General features: G+C 72.1%; 19 protein-coding genes. 7 read left to right on the top strand and 12 right to left on the bottom strand.

What is annotated here, in order from left to right; all coding sequences use genetic code 11:
* The first annotated feature begins 45 nt into the window (after nucleotides 1-45).
* Nucleotides 46-744: an O-methyltransferase gene (locus IE277_RS18110; protein WP_308433398.1), complete on the top strand. Its 699-nt coding sequence runs from the start codon at nucleotides 46-48 to the stop codon at nucleotides 742-744.
* Nucleotides 745-831: 87 nt separating this feature from the next.
* Here the strand turns inward: IE277_RS18110 and IE277_RS18105 are convergent, their stop codons facing one another.
* Both IE277_RS18105 and IE277_RS18100 read right to left on the bottom strand, forming a co-directional pair.
* On the bottom strand, nucleotides 832-999 hold the full coding sequence (locus IE277_RS18105) for a DUF3117 domain-containing protein (RefSeq protein ID WP_018544333.1): 168 nt from the start codon (nucleotides 997-999) through the stop codon (nucleotides 832-834).
* Between the two features lie 144 nt (nucleotides 1,000-1,143).
* Nucleotides 1,144-1,317 carry a hypothetical protein gene (locus IE277_RS18100; protein ID WP_189953641.1) on the bottom strand — a complete coding sequence of 58 codons (174 nt, stop codon included), beginning with the start codon at nucleotides 1,315-1,317 and terminating at the stop codon, nucleotides 1,144-1,146.
* 62 nt (nucleotides 1,318-1,379) lie between these two features.
* Here IE277_RS18100 and chcB point away from each other — a divergent pair, with 62 nt between their 5' ends.
* Nucleotides 1,380-2,183 (top strand): 2-cyclohexenylcarbonyl CoA isomerase, encoded by an 804-nt coding sequence (chcB, locus tag IE277_RS18095; protein WP_189953639.1) that lies wholly within the window; start codon nucleotides 1,380-1,382, stop codon nucleotides 2,181-2,183.
* 70 nt (nucleotides 2,184-2,253) lie between these two features.
* Here chcB and IE277_RS18090 read toward each other — a convergent pair whose 3' ends face one another.
* Nucleotides 2,254-2,844: a DNA-3-methyladenine glycosylase I gene (locus IE277_RS18090; RefSeq protein WP_189953637.1), complete on the bottom strand. Its 591-nt coding sequence runs from the start codon at nucleotides 2,842-2,844 to the stop codon at nucleotides 2,254-2,256.
* Nucleotides 2,841-3,206, bottom strand: coding sequence for a DivIVA domain-containing protein (locus IE277_RS18085; protein ID WP_189953635.1), 366 nt, complete (start codon nucleotides 3,204-3,206; stop codon nucleotides 2,841-2,843). Before IE277_RS18085 ends, IE277_RS18090 begins: the two co-directional genes overlap by 4 nt.
* 160 nt (nucleotides 3,207-3,366) lie before the next feature.
* On the opposite strand from IE277_RS18085, the gene folP reads away from it, so the two are divergent.
* The gene (gene folP / locus IE277_RS18080; protein WP_189953632.1) at nucleotides 3,367-4,227 is read left to right on the top strand and encodes a dihydropteroate synthase; all 861 of its coding nucleotides are present in this window, start codon (nucleotides 3,367-3,369) and stop codon (nucleotides 4,225-4,227) included.
* A 77-nt stretch (nucleotides 4,228-4,304) separates the two neighbouring features.
* Here folP and IE277_RS18075 read toward each other — a convergent pair whose 3' ends face one another.
* Together IE277_RS18075 and dapE are read right to left on the bottom strand one after the other, a co-directional pair.
* The gene (locus IE277_RS18075) at nucleotides 4,305-5,063 is read right to left on the bottom strand and encodes an LOG family protein (RefSeq protein WP_189953630.1); all 759 of its coding nucleotides are present in this window, start codon (nucleotides 5,061-5,063) and stop codon (nucleotides 4,305-4,307) included.
* A 105-nt stretch (nucleotides 5,064-5,168) separates the two neighbouring features.
* Nucleotides 5,169-6,248 carry a succinyl-diaminopimelate desuccinylase gene (gene dapE, locus IE277_RS18070; RefSeq protein WP_189953628.1) on the bottom strand — a complete coding sequence of 360 codons (1,080 nt, stop codon included), beginning with the start codon at nucleotides 6,246-6,248 and terminating at the stop codon, nucleotides 5,169-5,171.
* Between the two features lie 97 nt (nucleotides 6,249-6,345).
* On the opposite strand from dapE, the gene IE277_RS18065 reads away from it, so the two are divergent.
* Entirely contained in the window at nucleotides 6,346-7,332 is a 987-nt protein-coding gene (locus tag IE277_RS18065; RefSeq protein ID WP_189953626.1) for a heavy metal transporter, read from the top strand.
* 285 nt (nucleotides 7,333-7,617) lie between these two features.
* Nucleotides 7,618-8,034 (top strand): ATP-binding protein, encoded by a 417-nt coding sequence (locus tag IE277_RS18060; RefSeq protein ID WP_189953624.1) that lies wholly within the window; start codon nucleotides 7,618-7,620, stop codon nucleotides 8,032-8,034.
* A 106-nt stretch (nucleotides 8,035-8,140) separates the two neighbouring features.
* Here IE277_RS18060 and IE277_RS18055 read toward each other — a convergent pair whose 3' ends face one another.
* Both IE277_RS18055 and fdxA read right to left on the bottom strand, forming a co-directional pair.
* Nucleotides 8,141-9,232, bottom strand: coding sequence for a bifunctional succinyldiaminopimelate transaminase/glutamate-prephenate aminotransferase (locus tag IE277_RS18055; protein ID WP_189953622.1), 1,092 nt, complete (start codon nucleotides 9,230-9,232; stop codon nucleotides 8,141-8,143).
* A 159-nt stretch (nucleotides 9,233-9,391) separates the two neighbouring features.
* A complete protein-coding gene (gene fdxA / locus IE277_RS18050) occupies nucleotides 9,392-9,712 on the bottom strand; it encodes a ferredoxin (RefSeq protein WP_053758679.1) in 321 nt (106 codons plus the stop codon).
* Between the two features lie 140 nt (nucleotides 9,713-9,852).
* Here fdxA and IE277_RS18045 point away from each other — a divergent pair, with 140 nt between their 5' ends.
* Both IE277_RS18045 and IE277_RS18040 read left to right on the top strand, forming a co-directional pair.
* Nucleotides 9,853-10,869, top strand: a complete 1,017-nt coding sequence (locus IE277_RS18045) for a GNAT family N-acetyltransferase (RefSeq protein ID WP_189953620.1) — start codon at nucleotides 9,853-9,855, stop codon at nucleotides 10,867-10,869.
* 28 nt (nucleotides 10,870-10,897) lie between these two features.
* Entirely contained in the window at nucleotides 10,898-11,764 is an 867-nt protein-coding gene (locus IE277_RS18040) for a transglutaminase family protein (protein WP_229881721.1), read from the top strand.
* Nucleotides 11,765-11,786: 22 nt separating this feature from the next.
* On the opposite strand, the gene IE277_RS18035 is transcribed toward IE277_RS18040, so the two are convergent.
* From IE277_RS18035 to IE277_RS18020, 4 genes are read right to left on the bottom strand one after another with little or no spacing between them, the layout of a single operon-like run.
* Entirely contained in the window at nucleotides 11,787-12,401 is a 615-nt protein-coding gene (locus tag IE277_RS18035; protein ID WP_189953617.1) for a response regulator transcription factor, read from the bottom strand.
* Complete coding sequence (locus tag IE277_RS18030; RefSeq protein WP_189953901.1) at nucleotides 12,398-13,591, bottom strand: sensor histidine kinase; 1,194 nt, start codon at nucleotides 13,589-13,591, stop codon at nucleotides 12,398-12,400. Before IE277_RS18030 ends, IE277_RS18035 begins: the two co-directional genes overlap by 4 nt.
* Nucleotides 13,592-13,596: 5 nt before the next feature.
* Nucleotides 13,597-14,337: an ABC transporter permease gene (locus IE277_RS18025; RefSeq protein ID WP_189953615.1), complete on the bottom strand. Its 741-nt coding sequence runs from the start codon at nucleotides 14,335-14,337 to the stop codon at nucleotides 13,597-13,599.
* Nucleotides 14,334-15,263, bottom strand: a complete 930-nt coding sequence (locus tag IE277_RS18020; RefSeq protein WP_189953614.1) for an ABC transporter ATP-binding protein — start codon at nucleotides 15,261-15,263, stop codon at nucleotides 14,334-14,336. The genes IE277_RS18025 and IE277_RS18020 overlap by 4 nt, the downstream gene beginning before the upstream one ends.
* Nucleotides 15,264-15,269: the final 6 nt, after the last annotated feature.

The following is a 15,269-nucleotide window of genomic DNA, read 5'->3' as shown; positions in this document are numbered from 1 at the left end:
GTCGCCCATCCGGCCACTGTCTCAACCCGGTAAACGTCCGGTCCCATCTGCGGGTTCCCGACGCCAACGGATACAGTCACGCCCAGGCATTCACGGGGACAGGAGAGGGTCATTACCGGCAACCGGCAGACGAGCTGGGCGTTCGCCGACGCCTTTGTCGCCGAGGACGAAGCGCTGCGCTGGGCCCGCGACCGGGCCCGCGAGGCAGGGCTGCGCTCGGTGTCGCCCGGCACGGGCGCCGCGCTGCGACTGCTCGCCGCCTCCGTGGACGCGAAGGCCGTCGCGGAGATCGGCACCGGCTGCGGGGTGTCCGGAATTCATCTGCTGCACGGCATACGCCCGGACGGGGTGCTCACCACGGTCGACCCGGAGCCGGAGCACCAGCAGTTCGCCCGGCAGGCCTTCCGCGCCTGCGGCTTCGCCAGCAACCGGGCCCGCTTCATCCCCGGCCGCGCCCTGGACGTCCTGCCCCGCCTCGCGGACGCCGGCTACGACCTCGTCTTCTGCGACGGGGACCGGCTGGAGTATCTGGACTATCTCGCTGAATCGTTGCGCCTGCTGCGGCCGGGCGGTCTGGTGGTCTTCGAGGGCGTCTTCGCGGGCGGCCGTACGATCGACTCGGGGCCGCAGCCCACCGAGGTGCTGCGGCTGCGGGAACTGCTGCGCGCGGTGCGCGAGAGCCAGGAGCTGGTCCCCTCGCTGCTGCCGGTCGGCGACGGCCTGCTGTGCGCCGTGAAGCGGTGACCGGGCCCGCCACGGGAGGCGCAGACGCGGCTGCCCCGGCACCGCGTGCGATGCCGGGGCAGCCGGAAGGTCAGGATCCCTGGGACGTCAGACGACGACCTTCTTGAGGGCGTCGCCGAGTGCCTCGGCCTCGTCAGGGGTCAGCTCGACGACGAGCCGACCGCCGCCTTCGAGCGGAACGCGCATGACGATGCCCCGCCCCTCCTTGGTCACCTCGAGCGGGCCATCGCCCGTCCGCGGCTTCATGGCCGCCATGCTCGTTCCCCTTCCTGAAACCAGCTCATCGTCTGCCGTGACCCTCGGAGGGCATTCCGCGGTTCCGGAACGGACACGCGACAGCGGCATCGAACACATTGCTTCCCGGCCATTATCCCGCATCGCACGACCCGATGACCAACATCAGTCGGCATCGCTTGGGCAACGCGCGCGAGCAAAACCACCCAATTCGGCGATGTGGCTGCGATACTGCGCCGCCGCACCGACATCCACGGACAACCACCGCACCGCCGCGCTCCGGTTTCTTTGACGCAGGTCACATGTCGGGTCCGGCCCTTGGACGGCGATCTCCGCCATGCTGTCCTTCGTACAGGGACGTACCGAGCGGTACGTCATCCGTGAAACGGAGGGGATGTGCCATGGCCGACACCGTGCTCTACGAGGTGAGCGACGGACTCGCGACGATCACGCTGAACCGCCCCGAAGCGATGAACGCGCTGAACATCGCGACGAAGGCCGCCCTCCGGGAGGCGGCGGAATCCGCGGCCGGGGACACGGCCGTACGGGCGATCCTGCTGACCGCCGCCGGGGACCGGGCGTTCTGCGTGGGCCAGGACCTCAAGGAGCACATCGGGCTCCTCGCGGCCGACCGCGAGACCGGGTCCGGGCAGACGATGAGCACGGTCAAGGAGCACTACAACCCGATCGTGAAGGCCCTCGCCGGAGCGCCGAAGCCGGTGCTCGCCGCGGTGAACGGCGTCGCGGCCGGAGCGGGCTTCGGTTTCGCGCTCGCCGCGGACTACCGGCTGGTCGCCGACACGGCCGCCTTCAACACCTCCTTCGCGGGCGTGGCGCTGACCGCCGACTCCGGCGTCTCCTGGACGCTGCCCCGGGTGATCGGCCCGAGCCGCGCGGCCGACCTGCTGCTCTTCCCGCGCAGCATCACCGCCCAGGACGCGCTGGAGCTGGGCATCGCCAACCGGGTCGTGCCCGCCGCCGAACTGCGCGCCGAGGCCGTGAAGACGGCGCGGGCGCTGGCCGAGGGGCCGACGGTGGCGTACGCGGCGATCAAGGAGGCGGTGGCCCACGGGCTCACGCACTCCCTCGCCGAGACCCTGGAGAAGGAGGACGAACTGCAGACCCGGGCCGGCCGGTCCGAGGACCACGCGATCGCCGTGCAGGCGTTCGTGAACAAGGAGAAGCCGAAGTACCTCGGGCGCTGAACCCGCCCGCCGGCCGGCATCCCCCGGAATCCCGGCCGACGGCACGGCGCCGTCGGCAGGGGCACAGCGGTCAGGAACCGGAGCTTCTCGCCACGCAGGTCTCCAGGTGGTCGTTGACCAGGCCGCACGCCTGCATCAGGGCGTACGCGGTCGTCGGACCGACGAATCCGAGGCCGCGCTTCTTCAGGGCCTTGGACAGGGCCGTGGACTGCGGGGTCACGGCCGGGACGTCGGCGAGGGTCTTCGGGGCCGCCCGGGCAGCCGGGTCGGGTGCGTGGGACCAGATCAGCTCGTCCAGCTCGCCCTCGGCCCAGCCGGCGAGCACGCGCGCGTTGGCGAGCGTGGCATCGATCTTGGCGCGGTTGCGGATGATGCCCGGGTCCGCCAGCAGGCGTTCGCGGTCCTCGTCGGTGAACGCGGCGACCTTCTCGATGCGGAAGCCCGCGAAGGCCGACCGGAACCCCGGGCGGCGGCGCAGGATCGTGATCCAGGACAGGCCGGACTGGAAGGCCTCCAGGCTGAGCCGTTCGAAGAGGGCGTCGTCGCCGTGGACCGCGCGGCCCCACTCCTCGTCGTGGTACGACACATAGTCCTCGGTGGACAGGGCCCACGGGCAGCGCAGCGCGCCGTCGGGCCCGGCGAGGGTGGCTCCGTCGCTCATCGCCGGTCCTCGGGGTGATCGGGGTGATCGGTCTTCTCCATGCGGACATGTGCCGCCGCGGCTCTGGCGCCGGCCAGCGCCGACTCCAGGTCGGCGATCCGGGCGTCCCGCTCGGCCAGTTCGGCGCCGAGGCGGCCGAGGGCGTCGTCGACGTCCGCCATGCGGTAGCCACGCGGAGCGACCGGGAAACGCAGACTCTCCACGTCCTCCCGGTCCACCGGACGGTCCGGGGGCAGCGGGTCCTGCAGCCGCTCCGGCGCGGCCTCGGGCAGCGGGCCGCTTGCGCCGCCGCCCACCACGGCGAGCGTCACCGCCGCGACCACGACGGCCAGCGCGACGACCAGGAACAAGAACATCACCATCGCCAGGGGTCCCCACGCTCTCTGCCGGACGCACTACCGGACGTCGAAATGTATCCGACGCATCTCTTGACTCTTTCAGGGTCCGATCGTGCCATGCGGGTCTGACATTGCGGGTCTCAGGCGGCCGCACTGCGGGATGCACGAGCGGAGGGCACAGCGGATGCTCAGACTGGGCAAGCGTGAATTCGGGCCCCACGAGCCGGTGATCATGGCGATCGTGAACCGTACACCGGACTCCTTCTACGACCAGGGCGCCACCTTCCTCGACGAGCCGGCGCTCACGCGCGTGGAACAGGCGGTGGCCGAGGGAGCCGCGATCATCGACATCGGCGGGGTGAAGGCGGGACCGGGCGAGGAGGTCACCGCCGAGGAGGAGGCGCGGCGGACCGTCGGCTTCGTGGCGGAGGTACGGCGGCGCTTCCCGGACGTGGTCATCAGCGTGGACACCTGGCGGGCCGAGGTCGGCGAGGCGGCGTGCGAGGCGGGGGCGGATCTGCTGAACGACGCGTGGGGCGGCGTCGATCCGCGGCTCGCGAAGGTCGCGGCGCGCTACGGGGCGGGGCTGGTGTGCACGCACGCGGGGGGTGCGCGGCCGCGGACCCGTCCGCACCGGGTGACGTACGACGACGTCATGGCCGACATCCTCGGTGTGACCCTGGGGCTGGCCGAGCGGGCGCTGGCTCTCGGGGTGCCGCGCGAGTCGGTGCTGATCGATCCCGGGCACGACTTCGGGAAGAACACCCGGCACAGTCTGGAGGCGACGCGGCGGCTGGGCGAGATGGTCGCGACGGGGTGGCCGGTGCTGGTGTCGGTGTCCAACAAGGACTTCGTGGGTGAGTCGTTGGACCGGCCGCTGAAGGAACGGCTGATCGGCACGCTCGCGACGACCGTGGTGTCGGCGTGGCTCGGGGCGCGGGTGTACCGGGTGCACGAGGTCACCGAGACCCGTCAGGTGCTGGACATGGTCGCGTCGATCACCGGCCACCGGGTCCCCGCGGTGGCCAGACGGGGCCTGGCCTGACCCCCAGGGGGCTCCGCCCCCCGAAGCGGCCGGTGACGGGGCGGAGCCGGGTTGAGGCCGGGGCGGAGCCGGGGTGGTCAGCGGGCGGCTTCCTTGGAGACCAGGGCCACCGCCTCGTCGACGTCGTCCGTGACGTGGAAGAGGAGGAGGTCCTTCTCGGACGCCTTGCCCTGGGCGACCAGGGTGTTGCGCAGCCAGGACACCAGGCCGCCCCAGTACTCGCTGCCGAAGAGGACGATCGGGAAGCGGGTGACCTTCTGGGTCTGGACCAGGGTCAGGGCCTCGAAGAATTCGTCCAGGGTGCCGAGGCCGCCCGGCAGGACGACGAAGCCCTGCGCGTACTTCACGAACATCATCTTGCGGACGAAGAAGTAGCGGAAGTTCAGGCCGATGTCGACGTAGGGGTTCAGCCCCTGCTCGAAGGGCAGCTCGATGCCGAGCCCCACCGAGACGCCGCCCGCCTCGCAGGCGCCCTTGTTGGCCGCCTCCATCGCCCCGGGGCCGCCGCCGGTGATCACCGCCCAGCCCGCCTCGACCAGGCCGCGGCCGAGCCGCACCCCCGCGTCGTACTCCGGCGAGTCCGCCGGCGTCCGCGCCGAGCCGAACACACTGATGGCGGGCGGGAGTTCGGCGAGCGTACCGAAGCCCTCGATGAACTCCGACTGGATGCGCAGCACCCGCCAGGGGTCGGTGTGCACCCAGTCCGTGGGGCCGCCGGCGTCCAGCAGCCGCTGGTCGGTGGTGCTGGCGGTCACCTGTCCGCGCCGCCGGAGGACCGGTCCGAGCCGCTGCTCCTCCGGCGGCACCTTCTTCCCCTCGGGGTTGCCGGTAGGCATGTGCGCTCCCTCCGTCGTGCCGGTAGTTCCACCTCAGAGTAGATCTACGCAGGTTACGCCGGGGGGACATGCGCATGTCCGGCATGCGTGCGCCGAACGGGCGCCCTACGCGGTGAGCCAGTTCCGCAGGCGCTCCTCGCCCGCAAGGATCTTCGCCGTCTCCACCCGCTCGTCGCGCTTGTGCGCCAAGTGCGGGTTGCCGGGGCCGTAGTTGACCGCGGGGACGCCGAGCGCGGAGAAGCGGGAGACGTCCGTCCAGCCGTACTTGGGCCGCGGGGTGCCGCCGACCGCCTCGGTGAAGGCGACCGCGGCCGGGTGGGAGAGGCCGGGCAGCGCGCCGGGGCTGTGGTCGTCGACGACGAACTCCGTCACGCCGCAGTCCGCGAACACCTCGCGGACGTGCGCGATCGCGTCCTCCTCGGAGCGGTCGGGGGCGTAGCGGAAGTTGACCTTGACCACGCACTCGTCGGGGATGACGTTGCCGGCGACGCCGCCGCTGATGCCGACCGCGTTCAGGCCCTCGCGGTACTCCAGGCCGTCGATGATCGGGTAGCGGGGCTCGTAGGCGGCGAGGCGGGCCAGGACGGGGGCGGCGGCGTGGATGGCGTTGGAGCCCATCCAGGAGCGCGCGGAGTGGGCCCGCTCCCCCGTGGTCTTCAGCAGCACCCGCAGGGTGCCCTGGCAGCCGCCCTCGACCTCGCCGTCGGAGGGCTCCAGCAGGACCGCGAAGTCGCCCCGCAGCCACTCGGGGTGGGCCTCGGCGATGTGCTTCAGGCCGTTCAGGTCGGCGGCGACCTCCTCGTTGTCGTAGAAGACGAAGGTCAGGTCGCGGTTGGGGGCGGGGACCGTGGCCGCGATCCGCAGCTGCACCGCGACGCCCGACTTCATGTCACAGGTGCCGCAGCCCCACAGCACGCCGTCCTCGTCCAGGCGCGAGGGTACGTTGTCCGCGATCGGGACGGTGTCGATGTGGCCGGCCAGGATCACGCGCTCGGCGCGGCCCAGGTCCGTACGCGCGACGACGTTGTTGCCGTAGCGGTCGACTCTCAGATGCGGCAGGGCGCGCAGGGCGGTCTCGATGGCGTCCGCGAGCGGCTTCTCGGTGCCGCTCTCGGAGGGGAAGTCCACGAGCTGCGCGGTGAGCGCGGCGGCATCGAGCGTGAGGTCAAGCGAGGTGTCGGCCATGGGCCCGACCCTAACGCGCCGGCCACCGAGAGCGGGGGTAAGCGCTGTCCGGACAGCCCGCCGTAAGGGGATGACGGGGCTCCAGTACCTTGGAGGCGTGCCAGAGCCGTCCCCCACCCGTCCCAAACGCCGCGGCCGTCGCTTTCGTTTCGGCGCGGCCCTGTTGGTCCTCTGCGGTGTCACCGCGTACCTCGTGGTGCAGTACGTCACCGGCAGCGGAGCGCGCGGCTGCACAGTGGTGTCGTCCTCGGGCGACGGGACGTCGTACGAGTTCACACCCGAGCAGGCGGTGAACGCGGCGACGATCGCGGCCGTCGGCACCGGGCGCGGGATGCCCGAGCGGGCCGTGGCGATCGCACTGGCCACCTCCCTGCAGGAGTCGGGGCTGCGCAACATCGAGCACGGCGACCGGGATTCGCTGGGCCTGTTCCAGCAGCGGCCCTCGCAGGGCTGGGGCACCGAGCACCAGATCATGGACCCGGCCTACGCGGCGGGCATCTTCTACGCACACCTCGCCAAGGTGCCGGACTACACCGATCTGCCGCTGACCCAGGCGGCCCAGCAGGTGCAGCGCAGCGGCTACCCGGAGGCGTACGCCAAGCACGAGCCGGACGCGACGCTGCTGGCGGCGGCGCTGACCGGGCGCGCGCCGGCCAGCCTGACCTGTGACGGGCGCCAGGATTCCACGGCCGAGGCGACGGGCCCGGACGCGGTACGGGCCGCGCTGGTACGGGACTTCGGGCGGGACGCGCTGCAGGAGACCGGTGCGGAGGTGGGCGGCACGCCCGTGCCGTCACCCTCTCCCTCGCCGAGCGTGACCGCGACCGCGCAGGGGCGGACCGTGACCGTGCCGGTGCCGCTGGGCACGAAGGTCGATGCGATCGGACGTGGCGAGCGGGAGCGCGGCTGGCAGCTGGCGCAGTGGGCCGTGGCCAACTCCGCGGCGCTGCACATCCAGCGGGTGTCGTACGCGGGCAGCGCGTGGACGGCCGGGAGCGGCGGCCACTGGAAGACGGCCGCTTCGGACGGGGCCGGTGGTGCGGTGGAGTCCACGGGGGCGGTTCGGATCGAGACCGGACAGTAGTACGGGGCATCACTCCGGCGGGTGATGCGGCGCACGCCGATCCCACTCCCTGGGCGGAACGGGCACCGCCTCCGGATTCCCTTGGAAATCAAGGGCCGTAAGGATTCTGCGGGATTTCAGGGAGACGCTCTTTGCCCGTTTTTATCCCCACCTGATAATGCGATGCGTTATCCATTCTTTACCTGGGACGTCCGCAACCTTCGCGGGCTTCGAGCGGTAGTCACGGCGTCCGAGCCCCAACCGGGCTTCGGACACAGACACTTCTCTCCCGTCGAATGGAGCATCATGTCCCTCCCTCTGACCCGCCGGATCGCCCGTGCCGCGCTGCTCGTCGCAGCGGGAGCGGCAGCCGGGGTCGGTGCGGCCGGCTCCGCCGGTGCGGCCACCCAGCCGGCGGCGGTCCCGAACCTGGGTGGTGTGACCACCCCGGACGCGGCGAACCTCGGTGGCACCGTCGACGGCGCCACGACGAACGCCACCACGCTCGCGGCCACCACGGGCGGCACGGCGGTCGGCAAGACCGTGCCGGGTGCGGCCCACACCGGCACCAGCGCCGTGAACAAGACCGCGCCGGTGGCCCGGAAGGCCGCGGGTGAGGTCACCGGGGCAGCGGGCAGCGTCGTCGGGGACGCCGCGTCCTCCACGGCGGGTGGCGGGCTGCCGCAGCTGCCGGTGCAGGGCAAGTCGCTGCCGCTCGGCTGAGCGCCGGCCGGCTGAGCGCCTGGCTTTGACCGCCGGACGGGGTCCAGGGAACTCCCTGGACCCCGTCCGCTTTTGTGTCCCTGCGTTCCTACGTCGGCACGGCCCGTTACAGACGGGCTGCCGCTGCGCGGACGCGTTCGTCCGTTGCCGTCAGCGCCACACGTACGAACTGTTCGCCCGCCTCGCCGTAGAAGTCACCCGGTGCGACGAGGATGCCCAGGGCGGCGAGGTGGGCGACGGTGGTCCAGCAGGACTCGTCGCGGGTGGCCCAGAGGTAGAGGCTCGCCTCGCTGTGTTCGATGCGGAAGCCGTGGCCCAGCAGGGCGGCCCGCAGCACCTCGCGGCGGGCGGCGTAGCGCTCGCGCTGTTCCTGGACGTGGGCGTCGTCGCCCAGGGCCGCCACGACGGCCGCCTGTGTGGGCGCCGAGGTCATCATGCCGCCGTGCTTGCGGATCTCCAGCAGCGGGCCGAGGACGGCCGGGTCGCCGGCGATGAACGCCGCGCGGTAGCCCGCCAGGTTGGAGCGCTTGGAGAGGGAGTGGACGGCCACGATGCCGTCGTAGGAGCCGCCGTTGACGTCCGGGTGCAGCACCGAGACCGGGTCGGCCTCCCAGCCCAGTTCCAGGTAGCACTCGTCGGAGAAGAGCAGGACACCGTGGGCGCGGGCCCAGGCGACGATGTCCGTGAGCTCCTGCTTCGAGAGCACCTTGCCGGTCGGGTTCGACGGGGAGTTCAGCCAGAGGAGCTTCAGGCCGGCGGGGTCGAGGTCGCGCGGGTCGTCGTAGGTCTCGTACGCGGCGCGGGCGAGGCGGGCGCCGACCTCGTAGGTGGGGTAGGCGAGGCGCGGGTGGGCGACCCTGTCGTCGGGGCCGAGGCCCAGCTGGGTCGGCAGCCAGGCCACCAGTTCCTTGGAGCCGACGACCGGCAGGACATGGCGGTGGGTGACCCCGCGGGCGCCGAGGCGGCGCTCCAGCCAGCCGGTGATCGCGTCGCGCAGCGCCGGGGTGCCCCACACCGTCGGGTAGCCCGGGGAGTCGGCCGCGTCGATCAGGGCCTTCCGGACCAGCTCGGGCACCGGGTCGACCGGGGTACCCACGGACAGGTCGACGATGCCGTCGGGGTGCGCGGCGGCCGTCTTCTTGTACGGCTCCAGCTTGTCCCAGGGGAAGGTGGGGAGCCGGTCGGAGACTGCGGACACGGGAATCAGGCTCACTTTCGACGGTGCGGCTGCGCCCGGGGCAGCTTCGCACGGGGCGGCAAAAGCCTCGGTCCCGTGCGGCGGTGATCGGGACGATCGAGCCGTACGGGACCGAGGCGGCGCTGTCGCGGGCGGACGGCCGCTGGATGCTCTAGACGGTCACTCGCCCTGCGGCGGCAGCGCGGCGATGAAGGGGTGGTCGCGCTCGATCAGCCCCAGCTTGCTGGCGCCACCGGGAGAGCCCAGCTCGTCGAAGAACTCGACGTTCGCCTTGTAGTAGTCCTTCCACTCCTCCGGAGTGTCGTCCTCGTAGAAGATCGCCTCGACCGGGCAGACCGGCTCACAGGCACCACAGTCGACGCATTCGTCCGGGTGGATGTACAAGGACCGGGAGCCCTCGTAAATGCAGTCGACCGGGCACTCCTCGATGCACGCCTTGTCCTTCACGTCGACACAAGGCTGCGCGATGACGTAGGTCACGCTGTCGTTCCTCCTCGATAGGGCGCTGGCGGGCCTCCGTAGGCTCCGCCGCCTGGCGCGCGGGAGCGCGGCGTCGTCGATGCCCGCCCCTAGTATCTCCGTTCCGGAGCATGATCCGAACATGAGGGGTGAACTGACCAGTGGAAATCTCGGCGGCAGGACGGCTGGAAGTCCGCATCACCCCCGCTGACGTGGGAAAACGGGTATCCGTACGGCGCTTGGGCGAACCTGGTGCAGGACCGGAGAAGTTCACCGACACGGTGGGTGTTCTCACATCATGGAATGATGGCGTGCTCATGATCACGCGACGGGATGGGCGAAGTGTCCGCATCGCCGAGTCTGCCCTGGTCGCCGGCAAGGTGGTGCCGGCCGCTCCGGCACGCCGCCGGGGCCCCGCCGCCTCCTACGACGAACTCGCGCGGGTCGGCTCGCGCGGCTGGCCACCGCTGGAGACCGAGCGGCTCGGGGAGTGGGAGCTCAGGGCCGGCGGCGGGTTCACCCGGCGGGCCAACAGCGTGCTGCCGCTCGGCGATCCGGGGCTTCCGCTCGACGCGGCCCTCGATGCCGTACGACGCTGGTACGGCGAGCGTGGCCTGCCCGCCTACGTCCAGGCGGCCACCGGGGCCGAGGGCACACAGGAGCTGCTGTGCGCGGAGCTGGAGCGGCGCGGCTGGGTGCGGGAAGTGACCGCCGAGGTGTGGACCGGCGCTCTCGCGCCGGTCGCGGACCGGGCCGAGGGCGCGGGTGTGCGGCTGTCCCGGCGGGCGGACGAGGCCTGGCTCGCCCGGTACCGGCGCAAGGGGGTGAGCGAGGTGGCCCTGCGGGTGCTGTGCGGGGGCCCGTCGGTGTGGTTCGCGACGGTGCCCGGCCCGGCGGGCGAGCCGCCGGCGGCGATCGGGCGGTGTGTCGTGGACGGGCGGTGGGCCGGGTTCGCGGCGGTCGAGGTGGACCCCGGGCGGCGCCGGCAGGGGCTCGCCACGGAGGTGATGGCCGCGCTGGCCCGGCGGGCGCTGGACGAGGGCGCGTCGGCGGCCTGGCTGCAGGTGGAGACGGACAACGAGGGCGGACGAGGCCTGTACGCCCGGCTGGGCTTCAGCCCGCACCACAGCTACCACCACTACCGGGAGCCGGACGATTCCGGCGCCGCCCGGCCGTAGAACCGTCATGGAAGGGCATGAGCCTCGCATGCAGCACCCGTATCTGCCGCCGCCGTATCCGCCACCGCCGGAGCGGGCGGCCGAGCTGCGCCGCGGATTCGCCGAGGAGGCGCGCTCCGAGCGGCCGGATCTGGCGGCGCTGTGTCTGCTGATCGGCGCCGCGGCGGACGGCGCGCTGGGCGAGGCCGGGACGGACACCGCGCAGGCGGAGCTGGACCGGCTCGCGGGCGAGCTGCCGTACCGGCCGGGCGGGCCGCACGCGTGGGCACAGGCCGTACAGCGGCTGCTCGGGGAGCGCTACGGCTTCCACGGCACACCCGGCGACTACCAGCGGCTGGAGTCCTCCCTGCTGCACGAGGTGCTGCTGCGGCGGCGCGGGCTGCCCATCCTGCTGTCGGTGGTGTGGCTGGAGGTCGCGCGGCGGGCGGGGGCGCCGGTGTACGGGGTCGCGCTGCCCGGACACTTCGTGGTGGGGTTCGGCGCGGCCGAGGAGCAGGTGCTGGCCGATCCGTTCGACGCGGGGCGGGTGCTGACCGGGTCCGACGCGCAGATGCTCGTGGTGGGGGCCACGGGGGCGCCGCTGGACGCCTCGATGCTGGAGCCCGCGGCGCCGCTGGAGGTCGTCCAGCGGATCCTGAACAACATCCGCGCATGGGCGGCCGCCCGGCCCGAGCGGTCGGATGTGGCGCTGTGGGCCGTGGAGTTGGCGCTGGCCGTGCCCGCGCATCCGGCCCGGCTGCGCTATGAGCGCGGGCAACTGCTGGTGCAGCGGGGCGAGTTCGTGTCGGGCGCGGAGGAGCTGGACGCCTACGCCGACTTGATCGAGGTCGTCGACGAACCGGCCGCCCGGAAAGTACGGCAACAGGCCCATACGGCTCGGGCCATGCTCAACTGACCTGTCGGGGCCTCCCGGCTCGTCAGAGCCAGCCCTTCTCCCTCGCGATCCGTACCGCCTCCGCCCGGTTGCGTACCGCCAGTTTCTGGATCGCCGTGGAGAGGTAGTTGCGGACCGTGCCCTGGGAGAGGTGCAGGGCCTTGGCCAGTTCGGCGTTGGTGGAGCCGTCGGCCGCCGCACGCAGCACCTCGCGTTCGCGCTCGGTGAGGGGGTTGGCGCCCTCGGCGAGCGCGGCGGCGGCGAGTGTGGGGTCGATGACCCGCTCGCCGGAGAGCACCTTGCGGATGGCCTCGGCGAGCTGGGCGGCCGGGGCGTCCTTGACGAGGAAGGCGTCGGCGCCGGCCTCCATGGCGCTGCGCAGATAGCCGGGGCGGCCGAAGGTCGTCAGGACGACCAGTTTGACCCGCGGGAACTCCCGGTGGACCCGTGCCGCGGCCTCGATGCCGGTGCAGCCGGGCATCTCGATGTCGAGCAGCGCCACGTCCACGCCGTGCGCGCCGACGGCCGCCAGCACCTGGTCCCCGCGCGCGACCTGGGCGACGACCTCGATGTCGTCCTCCAGGCCGAGCAGCGCGGCCAGGGCCTCGCGGACCATCGACTGGTCCTCGGCGAGGAGGACCTTGATCATGCTCGTCATGCCCCGGATCCTACGTGCCCCGGCAGGGCCGAGGGGACGCGGGCGACCAGCCGGAAGCCATGCTTGACCCGGCCCGCCTCCAGGGTGCCACCGGCCTTCTCCAGCCGCTCGCCGAGGCCGGTCAGACCGTTGCCGGGCCCGCTGCCGCTGCCGCCGGATCCGTTGTCCTCGACGCAGAGTTCGAGCATCGCACCGTCCAGGGTCTGGCGGTGCGCGAGCTGGATCAGGCACTTGTCGGCGCCGCTGTGCCGGACCACGTTGGTGACGGCCTCGCGCAGCGCCCAGGCGAGCACGGACTCGGCCTCCTCGGGGACGCCGGTGAGGTCGGGGTCGGCGGGCACCTCGGCGGTGACGCCGGCGGCGGTCAGGGCGACCTGGGCGCCGGCGAGTTCGGCGGCGAGCCGGGGGCGGCGGTAGCCGGTGACGGCCTCCCGGACGTCGACCAGGGCCTGCCGGCTGACCTGTTCGATGTCGGCGACCTGCTGGGCGGCCTTGTCGGGGTGGTCGGGCAGCATCCGGCCGGCCAGCTCGCTCTTCAGCGTGATCAGGGACAGCGAGTGGCCGAGCAGGTCGTGCAGATCGCGGGCGAGCCGCAGCCGCTCCTCGTTGGCGGCGAGCTGGGCGACGGTGGCCCGCGCCTTGCGCAACTCGATCGTGGTACGGACCAGTTGGCCGACGCCGACCATCGCGAACCCGATGAGGACCACCAGGACCAGCAGGCCGCGGGCCTCCTTCTCGTCGGAGTGCAGTCCGACGAGGTACATCACCGTGCCGGTCGCCGGGACCGCCCAGTAGGCCGCCGGCACCGGCAGGGTCGCCCCGCAGGCCACCGAGACATAGACGAACAGACCGAGCCAGGCACCGCCGAGGCTGTAGGCCAGGACCGGGGCGAGCACGCCGAGGACCACGATCGAGGAGACGGTCAGGCGCGGCGAGAACGGCCGGCCCATGCGGCGGAAGACCAGCGCGAGATAGACGCCCACGAACGCCGTGAGGCCGAGGGCGCCGGCCACGGTGGCGCCCGTGGTGTGGCGGCCGCTCGTGAGGTCGTCGACCGGCGAGCTGAGAAAGACCAGCCAGACGCCGATCCACAGGGCCTTCACCAGCAGCTCACGCCGGGTGGTGGCGACCTGGCCGATCCGTACCTTCGTATCCGGCCACCGCTCGCCGGCCTGCGGGTCTTCCGTCATGGTGCTCACGCCTTCAGCGTGTCCTTCCGGTACAGCCAGGCCGCGCCGCCCGCGAAGAGGACGAAGTACCCGGCGAGGACGGCGACGTCCGTCGTGCTCGGGGTCTGGCTCTGCTCGATCGCCCGCCCCAGGGCAGCGTACGCGTGTGTGGGCAGCCACTTCGCGATGTCCTGCAGGACCTTCGGGAAGGTGGTGGTCGGCATCCACAGGCCGCCGAGGATCGACAGGCCGAAGTAGATGATCATCGTGATCGGGCGGACCGCGTCACCGGTGGCGAGGTAGCCGATGGCGACACCGAGGGCGGCGAAGACCAGGCTGCCGGCCCAGATGATCCCGGTGAGGGCGAGCCACTGCCAGGCGTCCAGGTGGACATGCTTGATCGCGGCGGCGGCGATGAACAGCACGATGATCGACGGCAGGCTCACCACGGCGGCGCTGGCGATCTTGGCGAAGACATAGCCGCGTCCGGGCAGCGTGGTCAGCCTGAGCTGCCGTACCCAGCCGCTCTCGCGCTCCTTCGCGATGCGCTCGCTGTTGCCCATGAGGACGGCGGTCAGGGCGCCGAAGGAGGCCATGGAGACCATCAGGTAGGTGGCGACGGTCAGGCCGGTGCCGTCGACCTTCTCGCCGGAGCCGGAGCTGCTGGAGAAGATCAGGAAGAGGGACGTGGGGTAGAGCACCGAGAAGAACAGGAACTTCTTGTTGCGCAGGGCGCGGGCCAGTTCGAGCTTGATCAGGGCGTTCATGACTGCTTGGCCTCCTCGGCCTCCGTGATGGCGACGAAGGCCTGCTCCAGACCGAGGCCGGCGACTTCGAGGTTGCGGGGGTAGACGCCGAGGCCGTACACGGCGTGGACGGTGGCGTCGGCGTCGGTCGACTGGATACGGACGGTCTGGCCCGAGATGTCGATCGAGGTGAGGAAGGGCAGGGCGCGCAGCGCGGTCCCGTCGATCTCGCCCTCCAGGTCGAAGGAGACCCTGCGGGCACCCGCCTTGGCCTTGATCTCGGCGGCGGTGCCGTCGGCGAGGAGCCGGCCGCGGTGCAGCACCAGGACCCGGTCGGCGATGGCGTCGGCCTCTTCGAGGTAGTGGGTGGCGAACAGCACGGTACGGCCCTGGTCGGCCTGCTCGCGCATGGTGGCCCAGAAGGCCTGCCGGGCGGAGACGTCCATGCCGGTGGTCGGCTCGTCCAGGATGATCAGGTCGCTGTCGCCTGCGGTGGCGAGGGCGAAGCGGACGCGCTGGGCCTGGCCGCCGGAGAGCTTGTTGACCTTGCGGTCGGCGATCTGCGCGATGCCCGCGCGGGCCATCACATCGGCGGCCTTGTACGGCCTCGGGTGCAGCGAGCAGCCCAGCTTCACCAGCTCGGCCACGGTGACCTCGTCCATCAGGCCGCCGCTCTGCAGCATGGCCCCTACCCGGCCGGCGGCGATCGCCTCGCGCGGGGTGCCGCCGAAGAGGCTCACCGTGCCGCTGTCGGGGTGCTTGAGGCCGAGGAGCAGATCGAGGGTGGTGGACTTGCCGGCCCCGTTCGGGCCGAGCAGGGCAACGGTCTGGCCGGGGTGCAGCCGGAGCGAGATCCCGTCGACGGCCCGCACATCGCCGTAGCTCTTGGTCACCTGGTCGAAGCCGACCACCGGGGTGGTGGTGGCCGGTGCCGCAGTTGTCGTCATGCCGTC

Origin of the sequence: Streptomyces alanosinicus, from assembly GCF_014650595.1 — a bacterium.
In the GTDB taxonomy this organism is placed as follows: Bacteria; Actinomycetota; Actinomycetes; order Streptomycetales; family Streptomycetaceae; genus Streptomyces; species Streptomyces alanosinicus.
This window is presented reverse-complemented; position numbering and strand designations above follow the sequence as displayed.